This window comes from Streptomyces sp. NPDC048419 (assembly GCF_043200415.1).
Lineage (GTDB): Bacteria > Actinomycetota > Actinomycetes > Streptomycetales > Streptomycetaceae > Streptomyces.
This window is the reverse complement of record NZ_JBICXT010000001.1, coordinates 418,448-432,883: the sequence shown is the minus strand read 5'-3', so window position 1 is coordinate 432,883 and position 14,436 is coordinate 418,448. Positions and strand designations below refer to the sequence as shown.

The 14,436-nt window shown below is 72.1% G+C and carries 10 protein-coding genes and 1 pseudogene; 5 read left to right on the top strand and 6 right to left on the bottom strand.

The genetic code is table 11. The features are described from left to right. Together ACGFYN_RS01885 and ACGFYN_RS01880 are read right to left on the bottom strand one after the other, a co-directional pair. Complete coding sequence (locus tag ACGFYN_RS01885; protein ID WP_393863741.1) at nt 1–768, bottom strand: hypothetical protein; 768 nt, start codon at nt 766–768, stop codon at nt 1–3. A 167-nt stretch (nt 769–935) separates the two neighbouring features. After that, nucleotides 936–2,636: a PucR family transcriptional regulator gene (locus ACGFYN_RS01880; protein WP_393863740.1), complete on the bottom strand. Its 1,701-nt coding sequence runs from the start codon at nt 2,634–2,636 to the stop codon at nt 936–938. A 343-nt stretch (nt 2,637–2,979) separates the two neighbouring features. Here ACGFYN_RS01880 and ACGFYN_RS01875 point away from each other — a divergent pair, with 343 nt between their 5' ends. The 5 genes from ACGFYN_RS01875 to ACGFYN_RS01855 all read left to right on the top strand — a co-directional run bounded on the left by ACGFYN_RS01875 (nt 2,980) and on the right by ACGFYN_RS01855 (nt 9,667). Continuing rightward, nucleotides 2,980–3,870, top strand: coding sequence for an FAD binding domain-containing protein (locus tag ACGFYN_RS01875; RefSeq protein WP_393863739.1), 891 nt, complete (start codon nt 2,980–2,982; stop codon nt 3,868–3,870). Beyond that, a complete protein-coding gene (locus tag ACGFYN_RS01870) occupies nt 3,870–4,451 on the top strand; it encodes a (2Fe-2S)-binding protein (RefSeq protein WP_393863738.1) in 582 nt (193 codons plus the stop codon). Before ACGFYN_RS01875 ends, ACGFYN_RS01870 begins: the two co-directional genes overlap by 1 nt. A gap of 5 nt (nt 4,452–4,456) precedes the next feature. After that, a complete protein-coding gene (locus ACGFYN_RS01865; RefSeq protein ID WP_393863737.1) occupies nt 4,457–6,841 on the top strand; it encodes a xanthine dehydrogenase family protein molybdopterin-binding subunit in 2,385 nt (794 codons plus the stop codon). Between the two features lie 170 nt (nt 6,842–7,011). Further along, the gene (locus ACGFYN_RS01860; protein WP_393863736.1) at nt 7,012–8,469 is read left to right on the top strand and encodes an NCS2 family permease; all 1,458 of its coding nucleotides are present in this window, start codon (nt 7,012–7,014) and stop codon (nt 8,467–8,469) included. Between the two features lie 46 nt (nt 8,470–8,515). After that, a complete protein-coding gene (locus ACGFYN_RS01855; protein ID WP_393863735.1) occupies nt 8,516–9,667 on the top strand; it encodes an XdhC family protein in 1,152 nt (383 codons plus the stop codon). Between the two features lie 9 nt (nt 9,668–9,676). On the opposite strand, the gene ACGFYN_RS01850 is transcribed toward ACGFYN_RS01855, so the two are convergent. The 4 genes and pseudogenes from ACGFYN_RS01850 to ACGFYN_RS01835 form a co-directional block, all read right to left on the bottom strand. Beyond that, the gene (locus tag ACGFYN_RS01850; RefSeq protein WP_393863734.1) at nt 9,677–11,905 is read right to left on the bottom strand and encodes a PQQ-binding-like beta-propeller repeat protein; all 2,229 of its coding nucleotides are present in this window, start codon (nt 11,903–11,905) and stop codon (nt 9,677–9,679) included. A gap of 122 nt (nt 11,906–12,027) precedes the next feature. Then, nucleotides 12,028–12,467 (bottom strand): annotated as a pseudogene (locus ACGFYN_RS01845) (SRPBCC family protein). 74 nt (nt 12,468–12,541) lie between these two features. Continuing rightward, entirely contained in the window at nt 12,542–13,159 is a 618-nt protein-coding gene (locus ACGFYN_RS01840; protein WP_393863733.1) for a thiol:disulfide interchange protein DsbA/DsbL, read from the bottom strand. A 97-nt stretch (nt 13,160–13,256) separates the two neighbouring features. Beyond that, on the bottom strand, nt 13,257–14,417 hold the full coding sequence (locus ACGFYN_RS01835) for a magnesium and cobalt transport protein CorA (RefSeq protein ID WP_393863732.1): 1,161 nt from the start codon (nt 14,415–14,417) through the stop codon (nt 13,257–13,259). Between the last annotated feature and the right edge of the window lie 19 nt (nt 14,418–14,436).

Sequence of the window (14,436 nt, the reverse complement as noted above, 5' to 3'; positions counted from 1 at the left end):
TCAGGCCGTCGCCGCTCCGGTGGCCGGCGGGGCCAACTGCAGTGCCAGCCACGTCGGTACGCCCCCCAGCAGCCGGAACAGCCGTCGCGCCTCCTCCCGCAGGCGGGACGCCTCCGGCTCCGTCTCCGTGTCGGCCAGCGAGACCAGCGCGGGGGCCGTGCCGACCAGATAGCCCAACTCCTCGCGGATGCGCAGGGACTCGGCGAAGCCGTGCCGGGCTTCGGCCAACTCGCCCTCCCGCAGGGCGAGTCCGGCGAGATGGCGCCAGGTGAAGGACAGCAGGAGCGGGTCGGAGTGGGCCGTTGCGCCCGCGTGCGCCCGCCGGAACGCCGCCCGGGCGGCCTGCGGCGACCCGGTGAGGTTCTCCGCGAGCAGCCCCCGCCGGAAGTCCAGCACGGCGCGGCCCGCCGCGCCCGGGGCGATCAGCGCCGCCGCCCGTCCCAGCGCCGACCGCGCCTCGTCGGACCGGTCGCGCACTCCGTGCAGCGTCGCGGCGTACGCAAGCTGCCCGCGTTCACAAGCGGCCGCGCCGCGCTCGTCGTCGGTGTGGGCCAGTGCCTCGGCCGTGCGCAGCGCGTCCTCGGCCTCCTCCCAGCCCTGTTCGGTGTACAGACACCGCTCGACCAGCAGAGCGACCCGCTGCAGGGCGGCGTCCGCCGTGCCGGGTTGGAGCAGTGCGGCCGCGTCGGCCCAGCAGGCCCGCGAGCGCAGCCGCCATACCGCGGTCTGGAGGGGATCGTCACCAGGGGTCGTTCCGTAACCAGACATGGCGGTATGCGCCACGTTGCCCTCCCCGAGCACGCCATCGAGCTATGAGTGGTGGCGGCATCTCAGCACGAATTCCGGCGCCCGGCCAAGAGGGTGGGTGAAGGATTTCACAAAGTCGTGGGACGGTGACGGCACTTGGTGCCATCCGGGCCGGGGCCTGTGTGACCTCAGCTCATCCGCAATGCCAGGAAGAAATCGAGCTTGTCCTCCAGGCGCGAGAGATCACGGCTCGTCAACTGCTCGATCCGCCCGACCCGGTAGCGCAGCGTGTTGACGTGCAGGTGCAGCCGGGTCGCGCAGCGCGTCCAGGAGCCGTCGCAGTCGAGGAAGGCCTCCAGAGTGGGGATCAGCTCGGCGCGGTGCCGGCGGTCGTAGTCGCGCAGCGGATCCAGCAGGCGGGCGGTGAAGGCGCGGCGGACGTCGTCCGGCACGAACGGCAGCAGCAGAACGTGCGAGGCCAGCTCCTGATGGCCCGCCGCGCACACCGGCCCGGGCCGCGCCGCCGCCACCCGCCGTGCGTGCCGTGCCTCCTCCAGCGCGCCGCGCAGGCCCTCCGCCGAGTGCACGGCCGCGCTGACGCCGAGCGTGACCTGCCCGTCGCCGTCCAGGCCCGCCGACAGCGGGTCCCGTACGGACTCCAGCAGCGTGTCGGCGAGGATCCCCGCCTCGGAGCCGTCGTGCTCCGCCGAGACGGCGGGCAGCGGTACGAGCGCGATGGCCTCGTCACCCGTGTGCGCCACGGCGATGCGGTCGGACGGCTCGGGACCCGTGGCGAGCGGGTCGACCAGGATCTCCTCCAGGAGCGACTGCGCGACCGGCCCCGCCTCGACGTCCGAGCCCTCCCACTCCACCCGGGCCACGACCACCTGCCAGTGCGGGGCCGCCCCGAGGCCCGGCAGCAGCACCGGGGCGGCCACCCGCAGCCGGGCCGCGATCTCGGCGGGCGCCGCGCCCGACTGCACCAGCTCCAGGACCTCCTGCGCCAGCCGTCTGCGCACGGTGCGCGCGGCGTCCCGGCGGTCCCGCTCGACCGAGATCAGCTGTGTGACGCCCTGGAGCAGGTCGAGCCGCTCCGCGGGCCAGTCGCCGGCGTCCGCCTCGACGGCGAGCAGCCAGTCGGACAGCACCGTCTCGCGCACGTCCCGCGAGGCCTGCGCCGAACGCGCTCCCCCGGCCGCCGCCGGGCGGTGCCCCGAGGAGCGGATCGGGAAGAGGCTGTACGTGGCCGGGCCGAGCGTCACCCGGTGCGGCCCGCGCCGGCCCGTGCGCACGGCGGCCAGGTGCTCCGCGGCCAGCTTGGCGCAGAGATCGGCGGGCATCCCGGGCCCCGCCGCCTTCGGGCCCGCGATGAGCCGCCCGGTGGGGGAGAGCACCCAGGCCCGCAGGTCCAGGTCGGAGCCGAGCAGGTCGAGGACCACGTCCGGGCCGCCGCCCGTCGGGCCCGAGGTCATCATCCGCCGGTGCCGGTCGACGACGGCCGCGAGATCCCCCGCGCGCTCGCCGGACACCTGCCGTACGACATGCTCGGTGATCGTCGCGAAGGCCACCGACTCGTGCACCGCGAACAGCGGGAGCCGGTGCTGGACGCAGGCCGCGACCAGGTCGTCGGGGATGGCCCCCAGCTCCGCCTCACCGGCGGCCAGCGCGGCGACCCCGGCCTGCGCCAGGATCCGTACGAACGGCTCCGAGTCGTCGGCGTCCCGGCGCCACGCCAGCCCCGTCAGGACCAGCTCACCGCCCGAGAGATAGCGGCTGGGATCGCGGAGGTCCGTCGTCATCACACCGCGCACGGTGCGGTCGAGCTCGTCGTCGCCGCCGAGCAGCCGCAGGCCCAGCGCGTCGGTGTCCAGCAGTGCGCGCAGCCGCATTCTCGTCGCCGCCGTTCTTTGTCTCGAAATCTACGATGAGTGGTGAGGAGGGCCGGTGGAAGACGCCCGGCGACCGCCATGTCAGGCGCATCCTTCGATTGCCAGGCTGTTTCCTGCGTTTTTACAGGAAAACGAAGAGGTTGCTGATGACCTCCGTTCATACGAATCTACAAGATGCCCGGCTTGGCCAGCCAACTCCTTCATGGTTTCCGTGACTGACCCCGGCGGAGTACACCGCTGTGTACTGGCTCCACTCCGCGTAAACAGCACATGAACGAGCCGGGACCGCCGCACCTGATCTGGCTCGATCCGTACGACCACGAGACGAAGAAGAGAGCCGGCAATGGACTTCCTTCGCCCCGCCAGCTGGCAGGAGGCGCTCGCCGCGAAGGCCGAGCACCCCACCGCTGTGCCGATTGCGGGTGGCACCGATGTGATGGTCGAGATCAACTTCGACCACCGCCGGCCCGAGTACCTGCTCGACCTGAACCGCGTCGGCGACCTCTTCGAGTGGGAGGTCGGCGAGGAGAGCGTACGGCTGGGCGCGTCCGTCCCGTACACGAAGATCATGGAGAACCTGCGCGCCGAGCTGCCGGGTCTCGCCGTCGCCTCGCACACGGTCGCCTCCCCGCAGATCCGTAACCGCGGCGGTGTCGGCGGCAACCTCGGTACCGCCTCCCCGGCCGGCGACGCCCACCCCGCCCTGCTGGCGGCGGGCGCCGAGGTCGAGGTCGAGTCGGTGCGCGGCAGCCGCCGCATCCCGATCGACGAGTTCTACACCGGCGTGAAGCGGAACGCACTCGCCGCGGACGAACTCATCAAGTGCGTGCACATCGAGAAGGCCGACGGCCCGCAGCAGTTCTCCAAGGTCGGCACCCGCAACGCGATGGTCATCGCGGTGTGCGCCTTCGGTCTCGCGCTGCACCCCCGCACCCGCACGGTCCGCACCGGAATCGGCTCGGCCGCGCCCACCCCCGTCCGGGCCAAGGCCGCGGAGGAGTTCCTGAACGCGGCGCTCGAAGAGGGCGGCTTCTGGGACAACGGAAAGATCATCACCCCGTCGGTCGCCAAGCAGTTCGCGGAGCTGTGCTCCGGTGCCTGCAACCCGATCGACGACGTCCGGGGCACGGCGAGCTACCGCCGCCACGCGGTCGGCGTCATGGCCCGCCGCACCCTCACCTGGACCTGGGAGTCGTACCGCGGCGCCCGCCGCATCACCGAGGGAGCTGCGTAATGCGCGTCAACTTCACCGTCAACGGACGCCGGCAGGAGGCCGACGACGTCTGGGAGGGCGAGAGCCTGCTCTACGTCCTGCGGGAGCGCCTGGGTCTGCCCGGTTCCAAGAACGCCTGCGAGCAGGGCGAGTGCGGCTCCTGCACGGTCCGCCTGGACGGGGTGCCGGTGTGTTCCTGTCTGGTCGCGGCCGGCCAGGTCGAGGGCCGTGAGGTCGTCACCGTCGAGGGCCTCGCGGACTTCGCCAAGCAGCGCGCCGAGGGCGGCTGCGCGAGCGGCGCCTGCGGCACCACGTTGCAGGACGCCCAGCAGTGGGCGGCCAAGGGCCAGGACTCGCAGACCGGCGAGGGCGGCGAACTCTCCCCGATCCAGCAGGCGTTCATCGACGCCGGAGCCGTCCAGTGCGGCTTCTGCACGCCGGGCCTGCTGGTCGCCGCCGACGAGATGCTCGAGCAGAACCCCAACCCGAGCGACGCGGACATCCGCGAGGCGCTGTCGGGCAACCTGTGCCGCTGCACCGGCTACGAGAAGATCATGGACGCGGTCCGCCTCGCGGCCGCCCGGCAGGGAGAGGCGGTCTGAGCCCGATGCCCACCAACGGAGCTCCCACCAAGATCACCCAGGGGTCGCAGACCAAGGGCGGCATCGGCGAGTCCACGCTCCGCCCGGACGGCACCCTCAAGGTCACCGGCGAGTTCGCGTACTCGTCCGACATGTGGCACGAGGACATGCTGTGGGGCCAGATCCTGCGCTCCACCGTCGCGCACGCCGAGATCGTGTCGATCGACACGGGCGAGGCGCTGGCCACCCCGGGCGTCTACGCCGTCATGACGTACGACGACCTGCCGACCGAGGTGAAGAACTACGGCCTGGAGATCCAGGACACCCCGGTCCTCGCGCACGGCAAGGTGCGCCACCACGGTGAGCCGGTCGCGATCGTCGCCGCCGACCACCCGGAGACCGCGCGCCGCGCCGCCGCCAAGATCAAGGTCGAGTACCGCGAACTGCCCGTCATCACCGACGAGGCCTCCGCGACCGCACCCGACGCCGTCCTCGTCCACGAGGGCCGCGACGACCACCACTCCGGGCACGTCCCGCACCCCAACGTCGTGCACCGCCAGCCGATCATCCGCGGTGACGCGGACGAGGCCGCGAGGCGCGCCGACGTGATCGTCAAGGGCGAGTACACCTTCGGCATGCAGGACCAGGCCTTCCTCGGCCCCGAGTCCGGCCTCGCGGTGCCGGAGGAGGACGGCGGCGTCCATCTCTACATCGCCACCCAGTGGCTCCACTCCGACCTGCGCCAGATCGCGCCCGTGCTCGGCCTGCGCGAGGACAAGGTGCGGATGACCCTGGCCGGCGTCGGCGGCGCGTTCGGCGGCCGCGAGGACCTGTCGATGCAGATCCACGCCTGCCTCCTGGCGCTGCGCACCGGCAAGCCGGTCAAGATCGTCTACAACCGCTTCGAGTCCTTCTTCGGGCACGTCCACCGCCACCCGGCCAAGCTCTACTACGAGCACGGGGCCACCAGCGACGGCAAGCTGACCCACATGAAGTGCCGGATCGTGCTGGACGGCGGCGCCTACGCCTCCGCCTCCCCGGCGGTCGTCGGCAACGCCTCGTCCCTGGCGGTCGGCCCGTACGTGATCGACGACGTCGACATCGAGGCCATCGCCCTCTACACCAACAACCCGCCCTGCGGCGCGATGCGCGGCTTCGGCGCGGTCCAGGCGTGCTTCGCCTACGAGGCGCAGATGGACAAGCTGGCGAAGAAGCTGGGCATGGACCCGGTGGAGTTCCGGAAGCTGAACGCCATGGAGCAGGGGACCCTGATGCCGACCGGGCAGCCGGTCGACTCCCCGGCCCCGGTCGCCGAACTCCTGCGCCGCGTCAAGGCGATGCCCATGCCGCCGGAGCGCCAGTGGGAGTCCAGCGAGGGCGCGGACGTACGGCAGCTGCCCGGCGGTCTGTCCAACACCACCCATGGCGAGGGCGTCGTACGAGGTGTCGGCTACGCGGTCGGCATCAAGAACGTCGGCTTCTCCGAGGGCTTCGACGACTACTCCACCGCCAAGGTGCGCATGGAGGTCGTCGGCGGCGAGCCCGTCGCCACCGTGCACACCGCGATGGCGGAGGTCGGCCAGGGCGGCGTCACCGTCCACGCGCAGATCGCCCGCACCGAGCTGGGCGTCGCGCAGGTGACCATCCACCCCGCCGACACCCAGGTGGGCTCGGCCGGTTCGACCTCGGCCTCCCGGCAGACGTACGTCACCGGTGGCGCCGTCAAGAACGCCTGCGAGCTCGTCCGCGAGCGGGTGCTGGACATCGGCCGCCGCAAGTTCGGTACGTACCACCCCGCCTGGGCCACCGCCGAGCTGCTCCTGGAGGGCGGCAAGGTCGTCACCGACGGCGGCGAGGTCCTCGCCGACCTGGTGGACGTCCTCGACGGCGAGGCCGTCGAGCTGGAGGAGGAGTGGCGGCACCGCCCGACCGAGGCCTTCGACCTGCGCACCGGCCAGGGCAACGGCCACGTCCAGTACTCCTTCGCCGCGCACCGCGCCGTCGTCGAGGTCGACACCGAGCTCGGCCTGGTCAAGGTCATCGAACTGGCCTGCGCCCAGGACGTCGGAAAGGCGCTCAACCCGCTCTCCGTCATCGGTCAGATCCAGGGTGGCACCACCCAGGGCCTGGGCGTGGCGGTGATGGAGGAGATCATCGTCGACCCCAAGACGGCGAAGGTCAGGAACCCCTCCTTCACGGACTACCTGATCCCCACGATTCTCGACACGCCGACCATCCCCGTCGACGTGCTCGAACTCGCCGACGACCACGCCCCGTACGGGCTGCGTGGCATCGGTGAGGCACCGACCCTGTCGTCGACTCCGGCTGTCCTCGCGGCGATCCGCAACGCCACCGGTCTTGAGCTGAACAGGACCCCGGTCCGGCCCGAGCACCTCACCGGAACCGTGTGAAAGACCTCCGGGCGGCGCACGGAACGTCACACACTCCGCGCCGCCCGGAGAACCCAGTTCGTTCGTCTCGGGCCGTCCCCCGGGTCGTGCGGCCGCAGCACCATCCCAAATCCCGCAGTCGCCGCCCCGGCGCTGCCGGGTGCCCCTGTGAACCTTGGGAGTAGGCCCACATGACCCAGCAGTCACTGGAGCCGGCGACGACCGCCGACGACGCGGGTGCGGGAACCCGCGTCCCGGCCGGCAGGTCCTGGCTCGACCGGTACTTTCACATATCCCAGCGTGGATCCTCCGTTGCGCGAGAAGTGCGCGGCGGCGTCACCACCTTCATGGCGATGGCGTACATCCTGCTGCTCAACCCCCTGATCCTGTCCGGCAAGGACGCGGCCGGGAACACCCTCGGCCAGCAGGCCCTGATCACCGCGACGGCGTTCGGAGCGGCCTTCGCCACGCTGCTCATGGGCTTCGTCGGCAAGGTGCCGCTCGCCCTCGCCGCGGGGCTCTCCGTCTCCGGCGTGCTGTCCTCGCAGGTGGCCCCGCAGATGACCTGGCCGCAGGCCATGGGCATGTGCGTGATGTACGGCGTGGTCATCATGCTGCTGGTCGTCACCGGCCTGCGCGAGATGATCATGAACGCGATCCCGCTCGCGCTGAAGCACGCGATCACCATGGGCATCGGGCTGTTCATCGCCCTGATCGGCCTGGTGAAGGCCGGCTTCGTGCACCAGGGCAAGGCGACCCCCGTCACCCTCGGCGCGACCGGTGAACTCGCCGGCTGGCCGGTGCTGCTCTTCGCGATCACCCTGCTCGCGATCTTCATGCTCCAGGCGCGCGGCGTCCCCGGCGCGATCCTGATCGGCATCCTCGGCGGCACCGTGGCGAGCGTCGTCCTCAACGCGGCCGGCGTCATCGACCCGAAGCAGTGGGCGAGCGGCGCTCCCGAACTGCACGGCAGCGCGGTGTCCATGCCGGACTTCTCGCTCTTCGGGAAGGTGGAGTTCGGCGGCTGGGGCAGCGTCGGCGCGATGACCGTCGGCATGATCGTCTTCACGCTCGTGCTCGCCGGCTTCTTCGACGCCATGGCCACCATCATCGGTGTCGGCACCGAGGCCAAGCTGGCCGACGAGCAAGGCCGGATGCCTGGCCTGTCCAAGGCGCTGTTCATCGACGGCGCGGGCGGCGCGATCGGCGGCGTCGCCGGCGCGTCGGGCCAGACGGTGTTCGTCGAGTCCGCCACCGGCGTCGGCGAGGGAGCCCGTACGGGCCTGTCCTCAGTGGTCACCGGCCTGTTCTTCGCGGCCTGTCTGTTCTTCACCCCGCTCACGGCGATCGTCCCCGGCGAGGTCGCGGCCGCGGCCCTCGTCGTGATCGGCGCCATGATGATGATGAACGCCCGCCACGTGGACTGGGCCGACCGCGCCACCGCGATCCCGGTCTTCCTGACCGTCGTGATCATGCCGTTCACGTACTCCATCACCGCGGGTGTCGCGGCCGGAGTCGTCTCCTATGTCGCCATCAAGATCGCCCAGAGCAAGGTGCGGGAGATCGGGGCCTTCATGTGGGGCCTGACGGCGATCTTCCTGATCTACTTCGCCCTCAATCCGATCGAGAGCTGGATGGGCGTGCACTGACGCCCGTGAACAGCCCTTCGCAGCAACCCCGTGAGGAGACCGACAGATGCTGGACATCGCCGAGGAGCTGAACCGGTGGGTCGAGCAGGGACGCGACTTCGCCGTGGCCACCGTGGTGGCCGTCGGCGGCAGCGCGCCCCGCCGGCCCGGCGCCGCCCTCGCGGTGGACGCCGACGGCACGGCGATCGGCTCGGTCTCCGGGGGCTGTGTGGAGGGCGCCGTGTACGAGCTGTGCCAACAGGCCCTGGAAGACGGCGAAACCGTCCTCGAGCGGTTCGGGTACAGCGACGAGGACGCTTTCGCCGTCGGCCTGACCTGCGGCGGCATCATCGACATCCTCGTCACGCCGGTACGGGCCGCAGCCCCGGCCCGTCCGGCGATCGCGTCCGCGCTCGCCACCGCCGCCCGTGGGGAGGCGGCGGCGGTGGCGCGGATCGTGTCGGGACCCGCCGAACTGCTGGGCCGGGCCCTCGTGGTGCGCCCCGACGACCCGTCCGAGGGCGGCTTCGGCGCCCATCCCGAGCTGGACCGTACGGTCGCGGCGGAGGCCGGTGCCTTCCTGGACGCCGGGCGTACCGGCACCCTCGAGATCGGTGAGCAGGGCTCGCGCTGCGGCGCCCCGCTCACGGTCCTGGTGGAGTCGTCCGTGCCCGCCCCCCGGATGATCGTCTTCGGCGCGATCGACTTCGCGTCGGCGCTGGTCCGGATCGGCAAGTTCCTGGGCTACCGGGTGACGGTCTGCGACGCGCGTCCCGTCTTCGCGACGAGGACACGCTTCCCGGACGCCGACGAGATCGTCGTCGAGTGGCCCCACAAGTACCTGGAGCGGACAACGGTGGACGGCCGCACCGTCCTGTGCGTCCTCACCCACGACGCGAAGTTCGACGTACCGCTGCTGCGGCTGGCGCTGCGCCTGCCCGTCGCCTACGTGGGCGCGATGGGCTCCCGCCGCACCCACCTGGACAGAAACGCACGCCTTCGCGAAGTCGGCGTCACCGAACTGGAGCTGGCGCGCCTGCGCTCCCCGATCGGCCTCGACCTCGGCGCCCGTACGCCCGAGGAGACGGCCCTGTCCATCGCCTCCGAGATCGTCGCGGGCCGCCGCGGCGGCACCGGCATCTCCCTCACCGGCGCCCACACCCCGATCCACCACGACGCGGCGTCGGTGCCGGCGGGACGGATCGGGTCGGTGGCCTGAGCCGGCCGCTCACCCGGCCGAGGAGTTCGGCCGGTCCGGGCGTACGGAGAACGCCGTGTCGCCCGCCACGGCCACGATCGCGTCCTTGACCTGGAGCACGTACGGCGTGGTCTGCTCCGCCGACTCTCCCGGATCGCCGATCGCGGCGGTGCGCCAACGGACCGCGCCGGTGGCGGAGTTCAGGGCGAGCAGCCGGCCGTACCGGTTGGCGAGGTACAGCGTGCCGGACTTCGCCGACAGCACCGGCGTCGACAGGTTCTCGATCTCGCTCGCCCGCTGCCACACCTGCTTGCCGTCGGCCGCCCGTACGGCGGTGACCGTGCCGTCGGGCCGGACGAAGTAGACCACGCCCTTGAGCAGCGTGACCGTACCGCGCGGTGTGCCCGGCAGGGAGCCCCGCCGCACGGCGCCGGTGCGCGGGTCCACCCGCAGCAGCCCGGTGTACGGCTGGTCCTCCCCGTTGCTGCCGAACTGGTTCGGCGCCAACTTCGGCGTCAGAAACAGCAGTTGCCCGGCGACGGTGCCCGCGGGGTCGGCCCCCACGGGCAGCGTGGCGATCTCCTTGGACGTGCCGTCGGCCGGGTCGAACCGCAGCAGGGCGACCTTGCCCTTGGCCGGGTCGTCCGCGGGGGTGCACAGGCCGTAGGGGGCACCGCCGAGCACGACCGGCTCGCAGGCGTTTCCGGCCGACGATTTCGCCGGCGCCGTCCACAGCTGCCGGCCCGTCCTGTCGTAGGCGACGAACGCGGTCTTGTTCTCGTCCATCGCCACGATCCCCCGGCCGAACAGGAGGGCGGGCTCGTCCTCGCTGACCGGGCGGGCCCAGAGCTCGCTGCCGGTCCTCTCGTCCAGGGCGACCAGCCGGCGGGCGATGTAGGTCCGGGTCGAGTCCGGCTTGCGGTAGGTGTAGACGTGCGAGTCCCGGACGCCGATGGGGCGGGAGGTCTCCGGGCTGGTGCCGTGCCGCCACCGGACGCGGCCGGACGCCGCGTCGAGCTTGGTGACCGTGAAGCCGGTGCCGCCGCAGTACACGGCGGTGGAGCCCGCCGCACAGCCGGACTCGCCGTAGTCGAGCGGATCGCCCTTCTTCCCGGTGAGCAGGCTCGCCCGCCATGGCTGCCAGCCCGCGGGCAGGCTCACCGGGGCGGGGGCGGACGCCGAACTGCCGGTGGCGGCCGGGCCGCCGTCCGTCCCGCCGCCCGCCACGATGTGCGCCGCGGTGAGGCCGACCGCGGTGACGGCCAGCGCGGAGCCGAGCGCGACCAGGACCCGCCGGGTCCGGCGACCGCCCCCGGCGGACCTCCCGCCGGTCCCCACGGTCGCCCCGTCCGGACGGGGCGGGGAGCCCGGCGCCGACGAGGACCGTGCGAGGTCCGGCACCGTACGGGCGCTCCCGAGGTCCGGTAGCGGAGGGACATCCCCGGTCGGCAACTGCCGCAACATCTCCTGGAGTTCGGCCGGCCGGGGCCGGACCGCCGGGTCCTTGTCCAGGCAGCGCCCGGCGATGCTCCGCAGCGGCTGGGGGACCCCGTCCAGGCGCGGCTGCTCGTGCATCACCTGGTAGCCCGTCAAGTACGGGCTGCCGCCGTCGAAGGGGCGGTTCCCGGTGGCCGCGTACACCAGGACCGAGCCCAGCGAGAACACGTCCGAGGCGCCGGTGACGTCCTTCGGCGCGGAGAACTGCTCCGGGGACATGAAGGGCGGGGTGCCGATCAGCCGGCCGGTCACCGTCAGGTCCTCGTTGTCGGCGGCGCGCGAGATGCCGAAGTCGATGACGCGCGGGCCGTCCTCGGCCATCAGGACGTTGCTCGGCTTCAGGTCCCGGTGCACGACACCCGCCCGGTGGATGTCCCGCAGCGCCTCGACGAGCCCCAGCGCCAGCATGCGCAGCGCGCGCCCGGTCAACGGCCCCTCTTCGGCAACGATGTCGGAGAGCGTGCGGCCCGGCACGTACAGCGTCGCCATCCACGGCGGTGTGGCGTCCGGGTCGGCGTCCACGACGGGCGCGGTGAAGGCGCCGCTCACCCGCCGTGCCGCCGCGACCTCCTGCCGGAACCGGGCCCGGAACTCCTCGTCCAGCGCGTACTGCGCGTGCACGACCTTGATGGCGACCTGCCGCCCCGAGGCGGAGAGCCCCAGGTGGACGACGCCCATCCCGCCACTGCCCAGCCGGTCGATCAGCGTGTAGCCGCCTATGGAGCCGTCGGTGGACTCGGCACTCCCGGGGCTCAGCGACATACGCCGGTCACCTTTCCCCATCCCCTTGATTCCCTCGTCGGACGTTCCGTACGAAGGCATCAGCCTAGGACGTTCGTACGCCTCGCCGGAGGGGCCCCGAGATCCGGGCGCGCCCCGGGGCGTCACGGCATCCTGAGGAGGCGGTTCGCGGCCCGGCCGAACATCGAGCGGGCCGCCGCGCCGAGCAGGGGTCGACGAGGCGGGGGAGGAAGACGACGGCGAGCTCCTCGCGCCAGACCACCCGGCTGCGGCCGCCCGGTCCCGGGCGCACCTCGATCTCGGCCCAGCCGGTGACGACCCGGCCCCGCTTCTCCAGCCGGCACAGGCCCGCCGCCGCGTCCGTGGGCGGGCGCCAGACCGTGACCTCCATCGAGTCGTCGAAGGCGAGGGGCCAGATTCCCGAACGGGCCACGACCAGCGTGCCGACCTGGGTCGGCGCGGGCGGCACCACTGTGACCCGGGTCAGCGGGACCACGTCGCCGTGGCGGCGCCACTCCGTGAGGCGGCGCCACGCCTCGTCCAGGGGGAGCGGTGCCGTGCGTTCGAGACGAAAGTTGACCACACGACGAATCGTAGGCAATCCGCGCTGCTCACCGGGATGTCTGTCACTCCCAGGAGTTCACGGCTCCTGGCGGTTCACGCGGTGCGGTACAGGTGGTCCATCACCGAGAGGGTGTCGGAGGCGCTGCCTACCTGCAGCGGCGACGTACGGAAGCGTCCGCCGACGACCACCGTGGGCTCCTCGACCACCTGGTAGCGCTCACGGAGCGCGGGCGCCGCCTTGACCTTGTCGTCAACGGCCTTGGACCGGTAGGCGGTTCGCACCGCGTCCACGTCGAGTCCCTGCGTGGCCGCCCAGGCCAGGACCCTGCGCTCGGTGGTGAGGGCCTGGTGCTGGTCGCGTACGGCGCGGAAGACCGGGAGCGCCTCCCGCTCCGCGAGGCCGAGCCGGTCCAGGGTGTAGAACAGGCGGGCGTAGGCGAGTTGGCCGGGCTGGTCCGTCCAGGCCGCCGGGACGCGTACCACCTTGACCCGGGGGCTCTGCCGTGCGGCCCAGTTCTCCAGCGGCTTCTCGAACGCGTAGGAGTCCGGGCAGTCGTACCAGAACACCTCCACCACCTGGCGGGCTGCCACACCGGCGACCGGGTGCTTGAGGCGGAAGTACTGCACCCCTTCCTTCGGGTCGCCGGAGGAGGCCCCGAGCAGGCAGGTCAGCGCGGCTGTGAGCGCCAGCAGGCGCATCGTCTTCTTCATGGCGGCCACCCTGGCGCCCCGCTTCCCGGCGCACCCCGCTGACACACGCAAGGTCCCTCGATCGGCCGCCCGCGGCCGGGGTGTCGGGCGGCGGCCGTCAGAGCCAGTCCCGTCGCTTGAAGATGACGTAGAGGCTGAAGCAGACCACGCCCATCAGGCCGATCGCGAAGGGGTAGCCGAAGCCCCAGCTCAGCTCCGGCATGTCGTGGAAGTTCATGCCGTAGATCGTGCCCACCAGCGTCGGCGCGAACAGGATCGCCGCCCAGCTGGAGATCCTCTTGATCTCCTCGTTCTGCTCGAACCCCGCCTGCGCGAGCGCCCGCATCTCCGCGTTCTGCTGCTGGGTGACCAGGGTGGCGTTCACCGTGAGGATGTCCGCGAGGGCCTGGCGGAAGCCGTCGACGCGTTCACTGGTGTGCGTGACGTGGTCGGCGACGTCGCGCAGATAGCGCTGGAGCTCGTCGTCCGTGCCGTACTTGGAGAACCCGGCGATCAGCCCGTGCAGCATGCCGACCAGAGGACGGGTGGCGCGCTGGAACTCGACCATCTCGCGGGAGAGTTCGTAGATACGGCGGGAGACCTCGGGGTCGCCGCGGAAGACCTCGGTCTCGATCTCGTCGATGTCGTTCTGGACGCCGGCGACGACCGGCGCGTACCCGTCGACGACCGCGTCGAGGATGGCGTACAGGACCGCCTCCGGGCCGAGTTTCAGCAGTTCCGGGGAGTCCTCCATACGGTGGCGGACCGCGGAGAGGTCGGGGGCGGCGCCGTGCCGGACGGTGATGAGGAAGTCGGGTCCCAGGAACACGTGCAGCTCGCCGAAGTCGACCTCCTCGGGGGCGTCGAGGTAGCGGGCGGCGCGCAGGACGACGAAGAGGGTGTCGCCGTAGCGCTCCAGCTTCGGCCGCTGGTGGGCCTCCATCGCGTCCTCGACCGCCAGCGGGTGCAGGTCGAACTCGGCCGCCAGGGAAAGGAGTTCGCCCTCGGTGGGACGGGCGAGGCCGATCCACGCCATGCCGGAGGGCTGGTCGCGCAGCTCGCGGTAGGTGTCGGCGAGGGTGGCCGGCGAGGAGACGCGGACGCCGTCCCGGTACAGCGCCGCCTGGACGACGCTGGCCACCTCGGACGGCTCGGCGGACGCCGGTTCGGCCGCGGGTGGCGGGGTCTTCGACGATGGTGGCTGCGGCGGGGTCAGCGCGCGGCGCCAGACGGACCTGCGCGTGTTCGCGTTCTCCGGACGGGCGCGGCGCTCGGACATGCGGCTGCCTCCCGGGTCG

Bases quoted from the DNA above. Each gene is read 5' to 3' on its own strand.
- ACGFYN_RS01875 (WP_393863739.1), top strand. From the start codon at position 2,980: ATGGACTTCCTTCGCCCCGCCAGCTGGCAGGAGGCGCTCGCCGCGAAG.
- ACGFYN_RS01835 (WP_393863732.1), bottom strand. From the start codon at position 14,417: ATGTCCGAGCGCCGCGCCCGTCCGGAGAACGCGAACACGCGCAGGTCC.
- ACGFYN_RS01865 (WP_393863737.1), top strand. From the start codon at position 4,457: ATGCCCACCAACGGAGCTCCCACCAAGATCACCCAGGGGTCGCAGACC.
- ACGFYN_RS01870 (WP_393863738.1), top strand. From the start codon at position 3,870: ATGCGCGTCAACTTCACCGTCAACGGACGCCGGCAGGAGGCCGACGAC.
- ACGFYN_RS01855 (WP_393863735.1), top strand. From the start codon at position 8,516: ATGCTGGACATCGCCGAGGAGCTGAACCGGTGGGTCGAGCAGGGACGC.
- ACGFYN_RS01850 (WP_393863734.1), bottom strand. From the start codon at position 11,905: ATGTCGCTGAGCCCCGGGAGTGCCGAGTCCACCGACGGCTCCATAGGC.
- ACGFYN_RS01880 (WP_393863740.1), bottom strand. From the start codon at position 2,636: ATGCGGCTGCGCGCACTGCTGGACACCGACGCGCTGGGCCTGCGGCTG.
- ACGFYN_RS01885 (WP_393863741.1), bottom strand. From the start codon at position 768: ATGTCTGGTTACGGAACGACCCCTGGTGACGATCCCCTCCAGACCGCG.
- ACGFYN_RS01840 (WP_393863733.1), bottom strand. From the start codon at position 13,159: ATGAAGAAGACGATGCGCCTGCTGGCGCTCACAGCCGCGCTGACCTGC.
- ACGFYN_RS01860 (WP_393863736.1), top strand. From the start codon at position 7,012: ATGACCCAGCAGTCACTGGAGCCGGCGACGACCGCCGACGACGCGGGT.